This is a genomic window from Paenibacillus radicis (ex Gao et al. 2016), assembly GCF_014641555.1.
Taxonomy (GTDB): domain Bacteria; phylum Bacillota; class Bacilli; order Paenibacillales; family Paenibacillaceae; genus Pristimantibacillus; species Pristimantibacillus radicis.
Window position 1 is genome coordinate 936,412 of sequence record NZ_BMHY01000001.1, and the last position, 17,004, is coordinate 953,415.

14 protein-coding genes are annotated in these 17,004 nt (G+C 49.0%); 12 read left to right on the plus strand and 2 right to left on the minus strand.

Going from position 1 to position 17,004, the window contains the following annotated elements; translation table 11 throughout:
• Window positions 1-191 precede the first annotated feature (191 nt).
• The 9 genes from trpE (at window position 192) to IEX98_RS04275 (ending at window position 10,036) form a co-directional block, all read left to right on the plus strand.
• Window positions 192-1,757, plus strand: coding sequence for an anthranilate synthase component I (gene trpE, locus IEX98_RS04235; protein ID WP_188887644.1), 1,566 nt, complete (start codon window positions 192-194; stop codon window positions 1,755-1,757).
• Entirely contained in the window at window positions 1,754-2,806 is a 1,053-nt protein-coding gene (gene trpD, locus IEX98_RS04240) for an anthranilate phosphoribosyltransferase (protein WP_188887645.1), read from the plus strand. Before trpE ends, trpD begins: the two co-directional genes overlap by 4 nt.
• Complete coding sequence (gene trpC, locus IEX98_RS04245) at window positions 2,796-3,590, plus strand: indole-3-glycerol phosphate synthase TrpC (RefSeq protein ID WP_188887646.1); 795 nt, start codon at window positions 2,796-2,798, stop codon at window positions 3,588-3,590. The genes trpD and trpC overlap by 11 nt, the downstream gene beginning before the upstream one ends.
• On the plus strand, window positions 3,590-4,264 hold the full coding sequence (locus tag IEX98_RS04250; protein WP_188887647.1) for a phosphoribosylanthranilate isomerase: 675 nt from the start codon (window positions 3,590-3,592) through the stop codon (window positions 4,262-4,264). Before trpC ends, IEX98_RS04250 begins: the two co-directional genes overlap by 1 nt.
• Window positions 4,261-5,466 (plus strand): tryptophan synthase subunit beta, encoded by a 1,206-nt coding sequence (gene trpB / locus IEX98_RS04255; protein WP_188887648.1) that lies wholly within the window; start codon window positions 4,261-4,263, stop codon window positions 5,464-5,466. Before IEX98_RS04250 ends, trpB begins: the two co-directional genes overlap by 4 nt.
• Window positions 5,453-6,259 (plus strand): tryptophan synthase subunit alpha, encoded by an 807-nt coding sequence (gene trpA, locus IEX98_RS04260; protein ID WP_188887649.1) that lies wholly within the window; start codon window positions 5,453-5,455, stop codon window positions 6,257-6,259. The genes trpB and trpA overlap by 14 nt, the downstream gene beginning before the upstream one ends.
• Before the next feature lie 142 nt (window positions 6,260-6,401).
• A complete protein-coding gene (hisC, locus tag IEX98_RS04265) occupies window positions 6,402-7,499 on the plus strand; it encodes a histidinol-phosphate transaminase (RefSeq protein WP_188887650.1) in 1,098 nt (365 codons plus the stop codon).
• A gap of 4 nt (window positions 7,500-7,503) precedes the next feature.
• Window positions 7,504-8,592, plus strand: a complete 1,089-nt coding sequence (locus IEX98_RS04270) for a prephenate dehydrogenase (RefSeq protein WP_188887651.1) — start codon at window positions 7,504-7,506, stop codon at window positions 8,590-8,592.
• Between the two features lie 322 nt (window positions 8,593-8,914).
• Window positions 8,915-10,036, plus strand: a complete 1,122-nt coding sequence (locus IEX98_RS04275; protein WP_188887652.1) for an eCIS core domain-containing protein — start codon at window positions 8,915-8,917, stop codon at window positions 10,034-10,036.
• A gap of 473 nt (window positions 10,037-10,509) precedes the next feature.
• Here the strand turns inward: IEX98_RS04275 and IEX98_RS04280 are convergent, their stop codons facing one another.
• On the minus strand, window positions 10,510-12,027 hold the full coding sequence (locus IEX98_RS04280) for an FAD-dependent monooxygenase (RefSeq protein ID WP_188887653.1): 1,518 nt from the start codon (window positions 12,025-12,027) through the stop codon (window positions 10,510-10,512).
• Between the two features lie 312 nt (window positions 12,028-12,339).
• Between IEX98_RS04280 and IEX98_RS04285 the strand changes: the two genes are divergently transcribed.
• On the plus strand, window positions 12,340-12,936 hold the full coding sequence (locus tag IEX98_RS04285; RefSeq protein WP_229691955.1) for a MarR family transcriptional regulator: 597 nt from the start codon (window positions 12,340-12,342) through the stop codon (window positions 12,934-12,936).
• A gap of 159 nt (window positions 12,937-13,095) precedes the next feature.
• On the opposite strand, the gene IEX98_RS04290 is transcribed toward IEX98_RS04285, so the two are convergent.
• Window positions 13,096-13,740 carry a hypothetical protein gene (locus IEX98_RS04290; RefSeq protein ID WP_188887654.1) on the minus strand — a complete coding sequence of 215 codons (645 nt, stop codon included), beginning with the start codon at window positions 13,738-13,740 and terminating at the stop codon, window positions 13,096-13,098.
• A 980-nt stretch (window positions 13,741-14,720) separates the two neighbouring features.
• Between IEX98_RS04290 and IEX98_RS04295 the strand changes: the two genes are divergently transcribed.
• A complete protein-coding gene (locus IEX98_RS04295) occupies window positions 14,721-16,079 on the plus strand; it encodes an SMI1/KNR4 family protein (protein WP_188887655.1) in 1,359 nt (452 codons plus the stop codon).
• A 16-nt stretch (window positions 16,080-16,095) separates the two neighbouring features.
• Window positions 16,096-16,917 carry an ankyrin repeat domain-containing protein gene (locus IEX98_RS04300; RefSeq protein ID WP_188887656.1) on the plus strand — a complete coding sequence of 274 codons (822 nt, stop codon included), beginning with the start codon at window positions 16,096-16,098 and terminating at the stop codon, window positions 16,915-16,917.
• Window positions 16,918-17,004 lie beyond the last annotated feature (87 nt).

A 17,004-nucleotide genomic window follows, 5' to 3' on the forward strand; every position in this document is an offset into this window, starting at 1 on the left:
TGCGGAGCGGAGGAGCGGGCTGATCGTTCTGAAGAAGCGTAAGCGCTCGTTTTTGTGAACAGATTGGTTTCCGGTTATCCGATTAGGATAAGAAGGAATCTGTGAGCAATACGATCGGAAGAATGATCAGCCGGCGCAGCCGAATCCCGCAGATAGCATTCATGCAGTGCATCACATTTAGGAGGCCCTCTATGTACAGTGAAATTCAGCAAGTTAAAAAACTGGCAGGCCAATACAATCTCATCCCGATCGTCCGTCAAATCATGGCGGATACCGAGACGCCAATCCGGCTGTTCCAGCATTTTGCCAAGGAAAAACACGCCTTTCTGCTGGAAAGCGTAGAGGGCGGCGTGAAATGGGCGCGCTACTCGTTCATCGGAACGGACCCGTTCATGATGCTATACGGCAAAGACGGCAAAATGGTGCTGGAGCATAACGGCACCGTCGACACTTTCGACGATAAGCCAATCGATTTGCTGAAGGCGCATCTGCGCTCCTTCCGCAGCCCGGCTATTCCGGGATTGCCGCCGTTCACGGGCGGAGCGATCGGATTTTTCGGATATGACCTTCTTCAATATTATGAGAAGCTGCCGAAGCACCGGATCGACGATCTTCAAATGAATGATCTGCAATTTATGTTCTGCGATCAAGTGATCGTCTTCGATCATTTCAAGCAGCAGCTGCAAATTATCGGCAACGTTCATATCCCTCAAGTCGCGACAGATTCTGCTGTTGAGGAAGCTTACGCGGCTGCGGCGGCTAAAATCGACGAAACGATCGAACGATTGCAGCAGCCGATTGCCATTCCGGTTATGTCCGGTGCATCAGTAACGGTTGACCCGGATCTCGGCGACGTGCAGTCGAATGTGACGAAGGAGCAATTCATTGCCAATATCGAGCGGTCGAAGGAATATATTCGCGCGGGCGATATTTTCCAAGTGGTATTGTCCCAGCGCTTCAGCATTGAAACGGACATCGATCCGCTGCATGTGTACCGCGTTCTGCGCACGATGAATCCTTCTCCTTATATGTACTATTTGAAGATGGGGGACGAAGTGATCGTCGGTACGTCGCCGGAGGCGCTCGTGAAAGTAACCAATGACAAAGTAGAGACCCGTCCAATCGCCGGCACGCGCCCAAGAGGGAAGACGCCGGAAGAGGATCTGCAGATGGAGCGGGATCTGCTGGCCGACGAGAAAGAGCGCGCGGAGCACCTGATGCTCGTTGACCTGGGGCGCAACGATATCGGCCGTGTATCGGAGTTCGGCTCAGTTCATTGCGATTCCTTTATGGAGATCGAACGGTATTCGCATGTGATGCATATCGTCTCCAACGTGTCCGGCAAGCTTCGTGAAGACAAAGACTTCTATGATGCCTTCCTTTCTTGCTTGCCAGCGGGTACTGTATCTGGAGCGCCTAAGCTGCGGGCGATGGAGATTATCGCGGAACTCGAAAATGAAGCCCGCGGCGCTTATGCCGGCGCTATCGGCTACTTGGGCTTTGGCGGCACGCTCGACACTTGCATTACGATTCGAACGATTATTTTCAAAAACGGCAAAGCATATGTGCAAGCAGGGGCTGGCATCGTATGGGATTCTGTACCGGAGAGCGAATATTTGGAGACGGTCAATAAAGCGAAAGCCAGCTTGAAGGCGATTCGCACGGCCGAGCAAATTTTCGGTACGAAGCGTTCCCAAGAGCAAAGTGCAATCAATACCGATTATTACGTCCAGGCGGGAGAGGGGAAAGGGCAATGACATTCGTAACGGAACCGATGACGATGCAAAGCGCGCTTAATCAATTGATCGGCGGAGAGGATCTGTCGAGAGCTACTGCGCGCTCGGTTATGGAAATTATTATGAACGGCGAGGCCACTCCCGCTCAGATCGCCGGTGTCGTAACGGCTTTGCGGATGAAGGGCGAGACGAAAGAGGAAATTACAGGCTTTGCCGAGGTGATGCGCGCTTTCTCCAGTCATGTGCAGACGAGACAGGAGGGGCTGCTTGATACTTGCGGAACCGGAGGCTCTGGCATTCATAAATTCAATATTTCGACGGCTTCTTCTATTATTGCGTCTTCAGCAGGCATTCGCGTAGCGAAGCATGGCAATCGGGCGATGTCGGGCAAGGCGGGGAGCGCTGACGTGCTGGAGGCGCTGGGCGTGCAAATTACACTGACGCCGGAGCAAGCCTCGGAGTGCTTGAACCGCATTGGCATCTGCTTTATGTTCGCGCAGCTGTACCACCCGTCGCTGCGTCACGCCGCTGTGCCGCGCCGTGAGCTGGGCGTGCGTACGATCTTCAACATGCTGGGCCCGCTGACCAATCCGGCAGGCGCTGATCGTCAACTTCTTGGACTATATGACCGGACGAAAACAGAGACGATTGCATCTGTGCTCAGCGAGCTAGGTGTGAAACGTGCCATGGTCGTGAGCAGCAATGACGGCTTGGATGAGATTAGCATTTCCGCTCCAACGCGAATTTCGGAGCTGCTGGACGGCGAGGTTCGCACGTATGAGCTGACGCCGGAGGAGCTGGGCCTCAACCGCTATCCAATCAGCGAAGTCATCGGCGGTGATCCGCAAGTGAATGCGGCGCTGATCCGGAACATTTTCAGCGGTGAGCAGCGAGGCGCGTATCGGGACATCGTGCTGGCGAATGCCGGTGCTTGCATCTATGTAGGAGGTTTGGCTGCATCCCTCCGCGAAGGAGCGGAAATCGCAGCCGAAATGATCGATTCAGGTAAAGCGGAGCAGCAGCTTCATTCGCTTATTCAAACGACAGGAGAGTTGGCGCATGTTTCTTGATAAAATTGTAGCAACCAAACGGAATGAAGTGGCGGCACTAGCCCGGCAGTTTCAATTGGCGGAGTATGAAAAGCGGATTTCGGAGCTCAAGGCATGCCGCGGCTTCGAGAAAGCTTTGAATGCGGGCCGCAAACGGGATATGGGGCTTATTGCTGAAGTAAAGAAGGCATCACCTTCGAAAGGGCTTATCCGGGCGGACTTCCATCCGGCGGAGCTTGCGACAGCCTATGAGAAAGCGGGAGCGGACTGCATCTCTGTGCTGACGGATCGCGACTATTTCCAAGGCTCGAACGAGTATCTGACGCTGGTGCATGAGACGGTTGCCGTTCCTCTGCTCCGCAAGGATTTCATTATCGATTATAAACAAGTGTATGAAGCTCGCGTAATTGGTGCGGATGCCGTGCTGCTGATCGCCGCGATCTTGACCAAGCAAGAGCTGAGCGAGCTTTATGATATCGCCAAGTCGCTTGGGCTGGACGTATTAGTGGAAGTGCATGACCGCCAGGAGCTGGAACAAGTGCTGGAGCTGGACAAGGCATCGCTCATCGGCGTTAACAACCGCGACTTGAAGTCATTCGTAACGGATCTAACCACGACGGAGCAGCTTATCGCACTGATGCCGGAAAACGTGACTGTCATAAGCGAAAGCGGGATTGCAGGCCGCAAAGATATGGATTATTTGCAGTCCATAGGAGCGCAAGGCGTGCTGATCGGCGAGCATTTCATGCGACAGTCTGACGCCGGAGCCGCAATCATCGATCTGATGGGTCCGGTGAACGCGTAATGAACGATCGGCCACGAATCAAAATTTGCGGGTTGAAGGATGCAGAGACGATAGGTCTTATGGACGGCTTGCCGTTTCATGAAATAGGCTTCGTCTTCGCAAGCAGCAAACGCATGGTAGCCCCGGAGGCGGCTGCCTTGCTCGTCCAGGCAGCCAAGCAGCTTCGTGCCGCTGACGGTCAACCGCCCCAAACGGTTGGCGTATTCGTCAATGCCAGCGCGGAGGAACTGCGGCATGCCGTAAGCACCGCAGGATTGGATGTCGTTCAGCTGCATGGCGAGGAGTCTCCCGGCTTTTGCCGCAATGTCAAGCAGGAGCTCGGCGTGGACGTGTGGAAAGTGTTCTCGATTAGGCCCGAAACAACTGAACCGCCTCAGTCGGCAGAAGAGAAGCTGGCGCCATACAAAGGCGTAATCGATGCGGTGTTAATTGATACGGCTGGCGGCGGAACCGGAGTCGCATTCGACTGGCAAGTGATTGCCGAGTACCGTGCTGCGGCAAATGCGATAGGCGTTCCCTTATATGTAGCGGGAGGTCTTCATCCGGACAATGTAACTGAGCTGCTGGATGGCTATATGCCAGATGGCATCGACGTATCCAGCGGCGTGGAGACGGAAGGGCACAAAGATATCGATAAAATCAGATTATTCGTTAGAAAGGTGATAGAGCGATGAACCAATTACCCGATGATAAAGGGCGTTTTGGCAAGTTCGGCGGACGTTACGTTCCCGAGACGCTGATGAACGCGCTGCTTGAACTGGAAGAAGCATATAACCGCTATTCGAAAGATCCGGAGTTTCAAGAAGAGGTCCGCTATTTGCTTCATAAATACTCGGGCCGTCCAACCTCGTTATATTATGCAGAGCGTCTGAGCAGCCATCTGGGCGGCGCGAAGGTTTACTTGAAGCGTGAGGATTTGAACCATACCGGCGCTCATAAAATCAATAACACAATCGGCCAGGCTGTCTTGGCCAAACGTATGGGCAAGACGAAGATCATTGCTGAGACGGGAGCGGGCCAGCATGGCGTTGCATCTGCAACAGTAGCGGCTCTCCTTGGTCTCGAATGCAAAGTGTTTATGGGCGAGGAAGATATGAAGCGGCAGCAGTTGAACGTGTTCCGGATGCAACTGCTCGGCGCTGAAGTTGTTCCGGTTACTTCCGGAACGAGAACGCTGAAGGATGCCTGCAATGAAACGCTTCGTTATTGGGTCAGCCATGTCGAAGATACTTATTATATTCTAGGCTCGGCAACCGGCCCTCACCCGTATCCAAAGATTGTACGCGACTTCCAGCGTATCATCGGCGATGAGGCGCGCAAGCAGATTGTTGAGAGTGAAGGCCGCTTGCCAGATTATGTCGTTGCAGCTGTCGGCGGCGGCAGCAATGCGATCGGCATTTTCTATCCTTTCGTAGGAGATGAATCGGTTCGTCTGGTTGGAGTAGAGGCAGCTGGACGCGGCGTGGATACAAATGAGCATGCAGCTACGATGACGAAAGGCAGCCACGGCGTATTCCAAGGTTCTTTGAGCTACTTGCTGCAAGATGAATTCGGTCAGGTACAGCCTGCTCATTCGATTTCGGCCGGACTTGACTATCCGGGTATTGGACCGGAGCATGCTTATTTGAAGGATTCGGGTCGGGCGCAATACTTCCCGATTACCGATGCCGAGGCACTGGAAGCGCTCCAGCTTCTGTCGCGTACGGAAGGCATCATTCCGGCGCTGGAGTCGGCGCATGCTATCGCACAGACGATGAAGCTTGCACCAACGCTGTCGAAGGATGAGATCATTGTGGTCAGCTTGTCCGGCCGCGGCGACAAAGACGTAGAAGCGATTATGGGTTATCTCGGAGGTGAGCAGCATGAATCTCATTGATCAAACATTTGCCAAATTGAAGGAAGAAGGCAAGACGGCGCTTATTCCGTTTCTGACGACGGGGGATCCCGATCTGGAAACGACGATCGCTATCATTCAGCAGCTGGAGCAGTCGGGTGCCGATCTCATTGAGCTTGGCGTTCCTTACTCCGATCCGCTCGCCGATGGACCGGTCATTCAAAGGGCGTCTGAGCGGGCTTTGGTGAATCGGATTTCGATCCGGGATTGCATCGATACAGCGGAAAAAGCTCGTCAAGCCGGCGTTAAGCTGCCGTTCATCCTGTTTACTTATTTCAACCCGGTACTGCAATTTGGTCTGGAATCGTTCATGGAGCTTGTAAAAGCGAAGGGAATCAGCGGTCTCATTATTCCTGATTTGCCGATGGAAGAGGATGAGGAGGTTCGTGCGCTGGCAGAAGCAGCAGATATTCACCTAATTCCGCTTGTTGCACCAACATCGAAGGACCGCGTCGTACGCATTTCACGCAAGGCTAGAGGTTTCGTATATTGTGTATCCTCGCTTGGCGTAACGGGCGTACGCGCTGAATTCCATAGCGGTATTGACGACTTTCTCTCCACCGTGCGCGAAGCGACTGACTTGCCGATTGCCGTAGGCTTTGGTATCTCGAGCCGCGAGCAGGTCGAGCGTTTCTCCAAATCCTGCGACGGAGTGGTAGTGGGAAGCGCCATCGTGCGCAAGATCGAAGAGGCGCTGCCGCTGCTGGCTGAAGCAAGCAGCCGGGAAGCGGGACTTCGTCAAATCGGCGAGTTTGTGTCCGAATTAAAGGTTTAATCGCATGAGACTGCCCCGAAGGTTCGGAAGAACCCCGGGGCAGTCTTTCTTTTCTAATGCGAACCCTTTCAAACGGCAGGAAGATGTGAGACAATAGATGACATGCAATAGACAGTTAATTCGATGAAGAGGTGAACGGCACATGCAGCCAAAAAGCAATATTGTGCATCTTCCCGTCTACCAGCCGGGTAAGCCGATTGAAGATGTGAAGAGAGAGCTTGGTCTAACAGAAGTTATTAAACTTGCTTCCAACGAAAATCCGCTGGGCAGTTCCGAGCTTGCTCGGGCGGCAGCGATCCAGGAACTGGGGCAATCTCATATTTATCCGGACGGCGCAAGTGTCGAGCTGACCGCTGTGCTGGCTGAACATTTGTCCGTTCAGACGAATCAGATTATATTCGGGACAGGCTCCAGTGAAATTATTCTGATGGCTGCCCGCGCTTTCCTCGCTCCGGGCGATGAGACGATTATGGCGGACGAGACATTCTCCCAGTATAAACATAATGCCGAAGTCGAGAACGCCAGATTGATTGAAGTTCCGCTTGCAAACGGCAAACATGATTTGCCTGCAATGCTTGCGAAAGTGACAGAGCGTACAAAAATCATCTGGGTATGCAACCCGAATAATCCGACTGGTACCATTGTAACGAAGGACGAGCTTGTATCCTTCCTCGACCAAGTGCCTAAGCATGTCCTGGTTATTCTTGATGAGGCGTACTGCGAATTTGTAAGCGACCCTGACTTCCCGGACGGTCTGCAGCTGCTGGACCGCTACCGAAATTTGCTCGTTCTGCGGACATTCTCGAAAATTTACGGACTCGCTTCGCTGCGGATCGGCTACGGCGTCGGGCATCCGGACGTCATCCGGTTTATCAATCAAGTTCGCGAGCCGTTTAATACGACGCGTATGGCACAAGCTGCAGCTAAAGCGGCAATTGCTGACCAAGATTTCATTGACCGCTGCCGTAAGGAGAATGCAGAGGGCATTGCCTTCATGGCAGGCCGCTTCGACGCGCTTGGCCTTTCTTACTTCCCGGCGCATGGCAACTTTATTATGGTAGACGTGAAACGTCCATCAATGGAGATGTTTGGCGCACTGCTGCGCAAAGGCATTATTACGCGTGCGGGCTGGACTTATTACCCCACTCATATTCGCGTCTCGATCGGTACGAAGGAACAGAACGAGAAGTTTATGACAGCTTTGGAGCAAGTGCTTCAGGAATCGGCGGTGCACGGATAATTTTATGGCGAAAATAGCGATTTTTGGCGTAGGCTTGATCGGCGGCTCATTGGCATTATGCTTCAAGGGAAAACCGGAACTTACAGTAGTCGGTTATTCCAACCGCGAGTCGTCGGTACAGAAATATATGGAGCGCGGTGTCGTCGATTATGCGACGACCTCGCTCAAGGAAGCGGCAGAAGATGCTGACTTTATCTTTCTCTGCGTGCCGGTGGGCATGCTGGAGCAATACGTAGATGAACTGGGTAAGCTTGATTTGAAGCCCGGATGTATTGTGACGGACGTTGGCAGCACAAAGGCCTCTGTTGTGGAATGCGGCCGCCGGCTTAACGGGCGGGGCGTATCGTTCATCGGCGGGCATCCAATGGCGGGCTCGGAGAAATCCGGGGTAGAGGCGGCTACGAGCATCCTGTTCGAAAATGCTTATTATGTACTGACACCTGATGCCACAACGCAGCAAGAAGCGTTGGACAGGCTGAAGGCGCTTCTCGTGCATACGAAGGCGCATATCGTGTCGGTGGATGCGGAATCTCATGATGAGATTGTCGGTGCGATTAGCCATTTGCCTCACATCATTGCTGTAGCGCTTGTGAATCAGATTCGCGGCTACAATGAGGAGAATGGACTGTACGAATCGCTCGCGGCAGGCGGATTCCGGGACATTACCCGAATCGCGTCCAGTGATCCCGTCGTATGGCGGGATATACTCATTAACAATCGGACGGTGCTCTTGAAGCTGCTCAAGGACTGGCAGGCGGGTACGGAGAAATTCGTACACATTCTGGAATCCGAGAATGGCGAAGCGATCGAGGAAGAATTCAAGATCGCAGGGGAGTTCCGCGGCCGTATGCCGGAGCGCCGCAAAGGCATTATTTTATCGACCTACGAATGTTACGTCAATGTAGCGGATCATCCTGGCATTATCGGTTCGATTGCGACAGAGCTTGGCAATGCCCGCATCAATTTGAGCAATATTCGCATTATCGAGAGCAGGGAGGATGTTCCCGGCGTGCTGAGATTGTCTTTCCGCACCCAGGAGGATCTGGATCAAGCGCTCGTACTGCTTTCTCCAAATTACTCTGTTCATCTGTAAAGATGAACAGAGTAATCGTTTTCAAAAAAAATGAAAACGCTTATTGACAATTTGGAAGCGTATACATATAATAAAAGTACAGTATGGTTTCTCTCCACTCCTATCCAAATCTATAGTGCTCATCATGAGCGCTGACCACTCCTCTGGAGTGGTTTTTTTTTTGATTACCTCAATGTCATGCTTGCGATGATTTCGCTGGACGATTTTGCCTACTTGTCCGGCGGGGTGGGACAAAAGACGAAATGTTGCCCGACAAGAAGGAGAAACAGTGACCACGGTAGAATGTAGTGACAAACAACGTATCGCATGAAGGAGAGATTTGATGTTCACCTCATCACGAAAAGCGGCGAGAGCTGCGCAGACGCCAGCTGCGCAGCTATGCTCCGCACAAACTAAAAGCGTTGGGGTGAGTGCAGGGCTTACGCCGTCCAGCATCGTGCAGATGCAGCGAACATTTGGCAACCGTGCAACCATGCAATTCATCAAGTCGAATGCACAAACGCCCGTTAAGCCACGGACCACTGGCAAAACCGGCATACCAGACGAATTGAAAACCGGGTTGGAGCACTTGTCGGGCATGGACTTGTCTGATGTGCGCGTGCATCGCAATTCGCCGGATCCGGCTAGGTTGAACGCGCTCGCATACGCGCAGGGCAGCGATATCCATCTGGGCCCCGGTGAAGAAACGCATCTTCCGCACGAAGCGTGGCACGTGGTTCAGCAGCGGCAAGGCCGCGTAACGCCATACAGGGAGATGGGTGGCATCGCGGTCAATGACGACGCGTCATTGGAACAGGAAGCCGATACAATGGGAGCCCGGGCGAGTGCGATTGGCATGGAAGGTGCGTCGCCTTCCGGCAAGGGGACGGCCGACGGAGCTGATAAGGACGAACCGGTGACTGTGCAGGCTCAGGTAAACGGACAGGCGACGGCTCAGTTGATGTGGAACGGCCTGGGCAACAAAAAAATCGAATCTTTGGCCGACCTGAATGCTGAACTGCGGCTGCTCGGCGAGTCGCAATTGACACTGGCTCATTTCAACGGGGCAACACCCGCTGCCGTCGACAGCTTCATTGCCGCATCCGATATGAATGCCTATGCGGTGCAAGATGAATTGGCGGGTGCCGTTGCCGATCATTTTGTAAACCCGACAGATTGTACGCTGGAAACGCACGCCGGCGTGAAGGCTTGGGTGAATGCGACCAAAAAAAGTGTAACGCCCAAAGCATTGAATGATTTAATCGACATCGCGAACGGCGACAAAACCAAAATCCACCTGTCGACTAAAATGAAAGGCGCCGACATTAATACCCCGTATGTACATGATTATGGCAGCAATTACATATGCACCTTCACGATGCTTGGCATCAACTGGGACGGGCACCCGATCATCCAGGTTGATTTGGAAGGCAAGGTCAAAAATGGACTTCATGACTTCAGTTAAAGGAGCAACCGTGAGGACTCTCTTCCTTAGCGGACGAAACGTTGCATTTTAGCCATACGGAAATTCGCTAGCGTTAAGCAGTAGATATTGTTGCTTAGTTGGCAATGGAGGTATACTAAACAAATAGGTGCACTAAAGAAACTTCTCTGCAAATGCTGGAAGGCTCCCTTTTGGATGATGAATAAGCTAACTAAGCTAAAAAGTTACGTGAAATATTAAGCGGAAAAAGTACAGTTTCAGGATAGGACTCTCCACTCCTATCCAAATCTATAGCGCTCATCATGAGCGCTGACCACTCCTCTTGGAGTGGTTTTTTTTTGTGTGAAAAATAGCACCTCAGATTTGTTCTCAATGAATTATTCAGTATTGAGTTACTATCTAGTTCATACTAGAAAAAATCGCTCTTTGTGACAGTGAGACTTGCTCTATTAGAGTCTTTTTTACGACCATCAGAGGAATTATGTCGAACTGGATCATGATGGAGCAATCATTCTCTTCATTTTATCGAAGGATGTTACCCAATCGGTCGTAATGATGCTTCCGATGTAGCCGTCTGGTCGAATCATAACCAACGTGTCGCAAAAAATACCGTAATTGCTTGTTAGATTACCAGTTGTGTCCTTGAGGCACTCGTGTTCCACTTGATGCCCTGTACCCACAGAATAGCGGCGTAATTCGGCTCCGCTGTTGGGCCAGCTCAATTCAGAGAGAGCCATAGAGGCATGGGTACCGAAGGCCAGCAGCGTGAAATGCGACCCCTGAAACACGTCGAACAATCGTTTAATCCCACCGGGTCCTGTACAGGTCGCATCTGGTGCTCGGTCTCCTACCTTTAGGGTCTTGGTAGCAGAAGAGGTATCGATGCGGGCAAGTGGGCCAGCGTGGTAAGAAATTCCGAGTTGTCGCTCCTCATCTCCACGCTTGAGGCTGGAAAGACGTTGCTTATCGAGACCGGAGTACAGTTCGCTGGACTTCCCAAGGACGCGTGCCGCAATTGGCTGTCGTTCGGCCTGATAGCTGTCGAGAAGGCTGTCGGGTGCTCCTGCGATAACCTGTCCAAGTTTCCAACCGAGGTTGTAAGCGTCCTGCACCCCGGTATTGAGGCCCTGCGCGCCAGCGGGGGTATGAACGTGTGCAGCGTCGCCGATTAGAAAGACACGACCCGCACGGTAATTCTCGACGAGCCGGACATTAGGCCGGAATACCGACGTCCAGGTAATATCATGGAGCTTGTAGCCAGTGAGCGTCTTGAACTGAGCAGCCATAGCCGCTTCGTCAAGTTCTGATGATTCATCTGTATTCAGACGTATCATGACTTGGAACTGATCGGAGTGGGGCAGTGGACATGCTCCAACCGATTTGCCGTGTGTGCGTGGCCACATATGCCACCGATTGCGTGATAGTCCGTCAATCGTGCCGTCGATAATAAGTGTACGATCGGAGTTGTCGGTTTCTCCTACGAACCGTATGCCTGCGCCTTTGCGGACGGTGCTCGAGCCGCCGTCGGCCCCGACCAGATATCTGCTGGTGACCGTTTCTCCTGAAGAAAGTGTCGCCGTTACTCCATCTGCATCCTGTTCGAAACTAACTAATGCTGTGTTGAACTCGATACGCAAGCCAAAGCGAACCAGCAACTGGTGTAAGATGGCGTCGGTGCGGTGCTGAGCTAGCAGAAGAATATTCGGATATGGCACGTCGGACGTAGCTTTGTTCTGCTTTTGCATCCGCCAAGGTATGGTGAATGGTCCAAGGTGGAAGCCCGCGAGAGGGTATGGGGCACCTTCCGCATGAACATCATCTAGGATGCCGAGATCTTCGAAGACTTCTTGAGTGCGTGGCTGGACTCCCTTGGCACGTGAGCCCTTGAAGGCATGCGGTGCTTTGTCAATCAGCCGAACTCGAAGTCCACGCCTAAGTAGGTCTGCTGCTAACGTGGAGCCGGAAGGGCCGGCTCCGACGATAAGTACATCAATGTCGTGTTGTATTGTCATGTAAATCGACCTCCAATGGTCTTGATGATAGTGACTACGTTTATAGTAGCCACTATCTGATTTTATTGTTTTAAAGAAACAATAAGTTTCCTTGAAATAATAATGAATGATTCGCCTTCACTTGTCAATATTGTTTCGAGGAAACTTTAGTTAAGGCTTTTCCTTTGGTATACTGATATCAAATCAACTACCGGAGGGGAATTAATCATCCATCATTCAATAGAAAAGCAGAATTTAATTAAGGAATTTCTGGGAACTGCGAATGAAATACAGCGTAGATTTCAAACGGAAGACGATGAAGAGAAACAATGGATGATCCAGAATAGTCCTAATCCAGGTATTGCAGAGTTAATGAAAGAAATGACCGTTTTGAGTCTTCATGTTCTGGATGCAATTGGCAAGCTCGAGCCTGTAAACGGCAATACGATCTCAAAACAATTCGGCATTCCCAAAGGGAGTGTCTCCAAAATTACGAGAAAGCTGGTTGATCGACAAATCATCCTAATTGAACATCTGCCGGATAACAAAAAAGAAGTTTTGTTTCGGACTACGTCGTTGGGCAGAGAGATCTATCTTTTGCATGCAGCTCTACATAATCAAATTGATAGTAATGTGAATCGTTTCATGCAGCGTTATAAAGAAGATGAATTGAGACTTATTGTGAATTCTCTAGGAGAAATTGCCCGTACATCATGGATTCATCCCCATACAATTGTTGAGTCGAATACGATCGGTCAAAAGGATTCGCCCACAAACGAAGATATAGAAACGAATTTAAATCTTCATTCGTTAGTGGTTGACAAGGAAATGAACGAAATTATGGTTATGCTTGGCAAGTTAGATTCACGAAGCTTAAAGAAGGCGAAAAAGATTCTTAACGATGTGTTTTTTACCGATTATGAGGGTTAGAGTCACGAAAATCTAAGCTAAACTGAGTTGCACATTAATTTAAATAAAAGATAAAAATTCAAGTAAGTGACGGCCTTTATAAAATAACAGCAGGATTCTTGTATAGACAAGAACCCTGCTGTTTTACATTACGTTTTTCATAAAATCATTCGCATTATACTAGGAGACCACTCCTGTAGCGCTACAGTTAAAAGTAACTTGAATGTGGTGAGAAGACTCAAGACCGTTATATTTGATCTTACCGCTTGATGTTACATTGAAAGTGGTATCGGTATAACTGGTAGTCCAACCTGTTTCAATAAACGATCCAAGTGACGATGTAGTTGACATGCTTGCAATTTGTCCTGTAAATACTTGTCTACCTGAATTTGTATTAAGTGAGGTATAGAAAGCACCAAAAACTGTTAATGTGACGCTCACACCGTTTGAATCCACAGTCCTACTTTTAGTAGCGCTACCTATACTTCTTGGTCTAATCCCACCTTGGTCATCAGGGACAAGGTTAAAGTTCACGCCTGATCTTGCTATTGCGAATTCACGGAATTCAGATACACTACTGAATTTTTCAAAAGGGAATTCCTCGAATGGGAAAATTCCCAGTGTTGATTGAGGCTCATTATTGTTGATTTCATTTACAATATTTTCGAAAGTTTCATATAGTTCGAGCTTTTCTTCATGGGATAAAGTGGAAAAATTTGATTGCTCTTTAGCATAAATTGAAGTTGTGCCTGACAAAGATGAAATGAGTAGAGCGAGTGCAATTCCTAGTACGCCTAGAGTGCTTAGGATTTTACGTGGTTTCATTCAATTCTCTCCTTCATTCTTTTGTAGTTTTAATGTGCCTACGCTTAGAAACGATAAGCTGGGGATGTTCGATTTTTGTGGCACCTTGTCATATCTCTCCTTCCATAAAATTCATCCCGTTCCCAAATTCTAGCATATAAGTATTGAAACTAGCAATAACTTTTCCGATAAAAATAGTAGGTTATATAGCTGCATATCGGGTTTCATTAGTAATAACGTCTTGGTTAGTTGAACTTTGAGCATTAGCTACAAGAGGAATTGTAAGAGCGCAGATAAGGATGATTGATGTTTTGTTATAAGCTGGCCAGCTGTACAAACAAAATAAGAAACTATTGTTTCAGGTTTCCCATTCTTCGACTATAACTTTAAAGATATCATCAAAGGTATGCTTCTCAGCAATTTGCTTTTCAGAATTAAAAAGAAAATAAGCAGGGTATTGTTCTGTTGACAACTTCTTAGCAATTTTTTTTCCTTCATCTGTTTGAAGTCGTAAATCATTGAGTCAACATTATGAAAGTATGGTGCAATTTCTGTGATTATTTCATCTATTGTTGTTTGCACCTGATTGTTGGCTAAGACTATCAAACGTAGCACTTTGGGATCTTTGCTGTAAAATTCATTCTTTGAATGGTTTGAACATGCGATAATAAGAAGGAATGTTAGGATTAGAATCAAAAATAATAGACGTTTGAACATATTTTCCCTCCATTAAAGGGCTTGCCTTAAATTTGGACTTGATATAAATTTTATCTTACTATCCAAGTCGCATTAAGTTTCCAAGGAATTATTTTTCAAAAAAGTTTATTGATGTAATCTGTCTCTGGGTAATCAAAGCATGCTTTTGACATTGCGATAAAATGCTAGTTAACTTAATGTAGGAATATCTCATTTCCAAGTTACAAGTATTGAAACAAACTAGGGTTTGAAGGCCGTGGCGGGTAACGCTTCAAGCTTGAAAATTGAAATAAGGAAGTGGCGAAATGTCAAAAGCACGATTGGATACGCTGCAAAGCTGGTATGCTGACGATCAGCACGACAAAATTGTTGAAGCGATCGAGCAACTGCCAGAATCGGAGCGGGACTACGAAGTGGTGGGTCATTATGGCCGAGCGCTTAACAACTTAGGGCGTTACACGGAAGCGTTGCAGCAGCTGCTGTCAGTAGAACATCAAGGAATACAGGATGCAACGTGGAATTGGCGCATCGGCTATTCTTATTTTTACTTGCATCAATGGGAAAAGGCGCTGTCCGCATTCGAGCAATTTGATCGTTTGGAGCCTGGCGATGCAGATGTGAATAAGTACATAGAGGCATGCAGCGATTTTATGGTGAGGCAAGCTGCGGCGATCAAGGAGATTGCCCGTGTTCCTTTTCGCGAGCGCGACTTCAGTCAATTCTGGGAAACCAGCGATTATGCAGACAAAAGTTATGTAGAGGCACCGCCTACTGCCGAGATGATTGCTTCTATTGAAGAGGAACTGGGGTATAAGCTTCCGGCAGACTATATTTGGCTGATGCAGCAGCAGAATGGCGGCGTACCGGTCAATACTTGTTTTCCGACTGCCGTTTCGACCTCCTGGGCGGAGGACCATGTAGCCATTACGGGCATTATGGGAATCGGGCGCGAGAAAGATTATAGTCTGGGCGGCAGTTTGGGCAGCCGTTTTATGCAAGAGGAATGGGGCTATCCTCCTTTTGGGGTTGTCCTGTGCGATTGTCCGTCAGCAGGGCATGATGTCATTATGCTGGATTATCGTGTATGCGGCCGGGACGGCGAGCCTGCAGTTGTACATGTGGATCAAGAGGCTGGTTATTGGGTTACTTTCCTTGCGCCTAACTTTGCGACTTTTATAACTGGGCTGGTCAATGAGGAAGTATTCGACACCTCGGAGCAGGACAAACTCCATGATTTGGACAAGGTGAAGTATGCGCAATTCTCATCTTTATTGCAATCTTTATGTGAGAAGGCCGCTGGAATAGAGCGGATTGAAGCGGTCATTCGCAATATCTGCACCCGGATCGTAGATGGAAAAGGCTATTTCGCTTTTCATGCGGACGAGTTGTCGATGCTGATGTATGATATTCAGTTCTGGTTGTACACCGGGTCAAACCCGGAAGTAACGCGAGCGCACTATTTAGCGGAATATGAAAAGATGATCGCTTTTGCGCAAGGCTTCAGTACTGGGGGCTACGCGCCGGATTTTGTTTCGGGTTGGCTGGATGAACGAATCAAGCAGGGAGCTATTGTAGACAGGGCAGGTGTGCTGAGCTTTACAGCGGTTGCAAGGGAGCAGCTAGTGAATAAGCTAACAGCGATCGAATCCGGCTTGGGTGATTAAGGGGGAACAACTACAGATGACAGAAAACACTAATAATGAAACCTTGCATCATGCTTGTTATAACCAAAATGTGGATCGGGTACGAGAGTATGTCATGAACGCGAAAGCGAATAGCCTAAATAAAAAGCTAACGGATTATTCGAATCCGGTAAATGGAACCCCTTTGCAGATCGCGTGCAGAGTAGGGAATTTGGAAATCGTGAAGCTTTTAATCGAAGCAGGCGCGGATAAAGAAATGAAGGATGTCGGCAGACAATCGCCCTTATCCATTGCCATTAGTAACAATCACTTTGAAGTAACTTGCTATTTAATTGAAGCAGGGGCCGATGTCCATTCGAAAGGGCCGAACAATCTGCAACCGATACATTTTGCATGTCAACGTGGAAGTAAAAAAATGATTGAATTACTATTATCGCAAGGAATTGATATCAACCAGCTGGATAGTCTCAAAAGCTCACTGCTTGATTTCACAACAAATCTGAGTGGTGGGAATTTGGAAGCGGCAAAAACGCTTATCGACAATGGAATCGATCATAAATATATGTCTGCAGCGTTTAAATGGGCTTGCTGGAGAAATAATGTGGAACTCGCTGCATACTTACTCGAAAATGGAGCGGATTATGAGAGTCAAACAACCCCGAAGTCCGAATTGTTGTTTTGGATTTGCGGGTTAGGATACAAAGAAATAGTGAAGCTGTTGCTTGAAGCGGGTGTCGACTTTACTACCCCGGTTAAATTTAAGGGTAAAATGCGGTCCTATAATGGCAGCCCGTTGGAAAGAGCTATTGAAACCCAACAATATGAAATTGTAGAAATCATTAATTCTTTTAAAAGATAGTAAAATACATGATCGGACCTGTGCATTTTTTACAGGTTTTTTTGTCGAATTTCCATCGAATCTCCTAGATAGCGTTATAAAATCCAT

Coding starts and splice junctions, on each gene's coding strand:
- IEX98_RS04300 (WP_188887656.1), top strand. CDS start 16,096: ATGACAGAAAACACTAATAATGAAACCTTGCATCATGCTTGTTATAAC.
- trpC (WP_188887646.1), top strand. CDS start 2,796: ATGTTTCTTGATAAAATTGTAGCAACCAAACGGAATGAAGTGGCGGCA.
- IEX98_RS04285 (WP_229691955.1), top strand. CDS start 12,340: ATGATCCAGAATAGTCCTAATCCAGGTATTGCAGAGTTAATGAAAGAA.
- IEX98_RS04250 (WP_188887647.1), top strand. CDS start 3,590: ATGAACGATCGGCCACGAATCAAAATTTGCGGGTTGAAGGATGCAGAG.
- trpD (WP_188887645.1), top strand. CDS start 1,754: ATGACATTCGTAACGGAACCGATGACGATGCAAAGCGCGCTTAATCAA.
- hisC (WP_188887650.1), top strand. CDS start 6,402: ATGCAGCCAAAAAGCAATATTGTGCATCTTCCCGTCTACCAGCCGGGT.
- IEX98_RS04270 (WP_188887651.1), top strand. CDS start 7,504: ATGGCGAAAATAGCGATTTTTGGCGTAGGCTTGATCGGCGGCTCATTG.
- IEX98_RS04280 (WP_188887653.1), bottom strand. CDS start 12,027: ATGACAATACAACACGACATTGATGTACTTATCGTCGGAGCCGGCCCT.
- trpB (WP_188887648.1), top strand. CDS start 4,261: ATGAACCAATTACCCGATGATAAAGGGCGTTTTGGCAAGTTCGGCGGA.
- IEX98_RS04290 (WP_188887654.1), bottom strand. CDS start 13,740: ATGAAACCACGTAAAATCCTAAGCACTCTAGGCGTACTAGGAATTGCA.
- trpA (WP_188887649.1), top strand. CDS start 5,453: ATGAATCTCATTGATCAAACATTTGCCAAATTGAAGGAAGAAGGCAAG.
- IEX98_RS04275 (WP_188887652.1), top strand. CDS start 8,915: ATGTTCACCTCATCACGAAAAGCGGCGAGAGCTGCGCAGACGCCAGCT.
- IEX98_RS04295 (WP_188887655.1), top strand. CDS start 14,721: ATGTCAAAAGCACGATTGGATACGCTGCAAAGCTGGTATGCTGACGAT.
- trpE (WP_188887644.1), top strand. CDS start 192: ATGTACAGTGAAATTCAGCAAGTTAAAAAACTGGCAGGCCAATACAAT.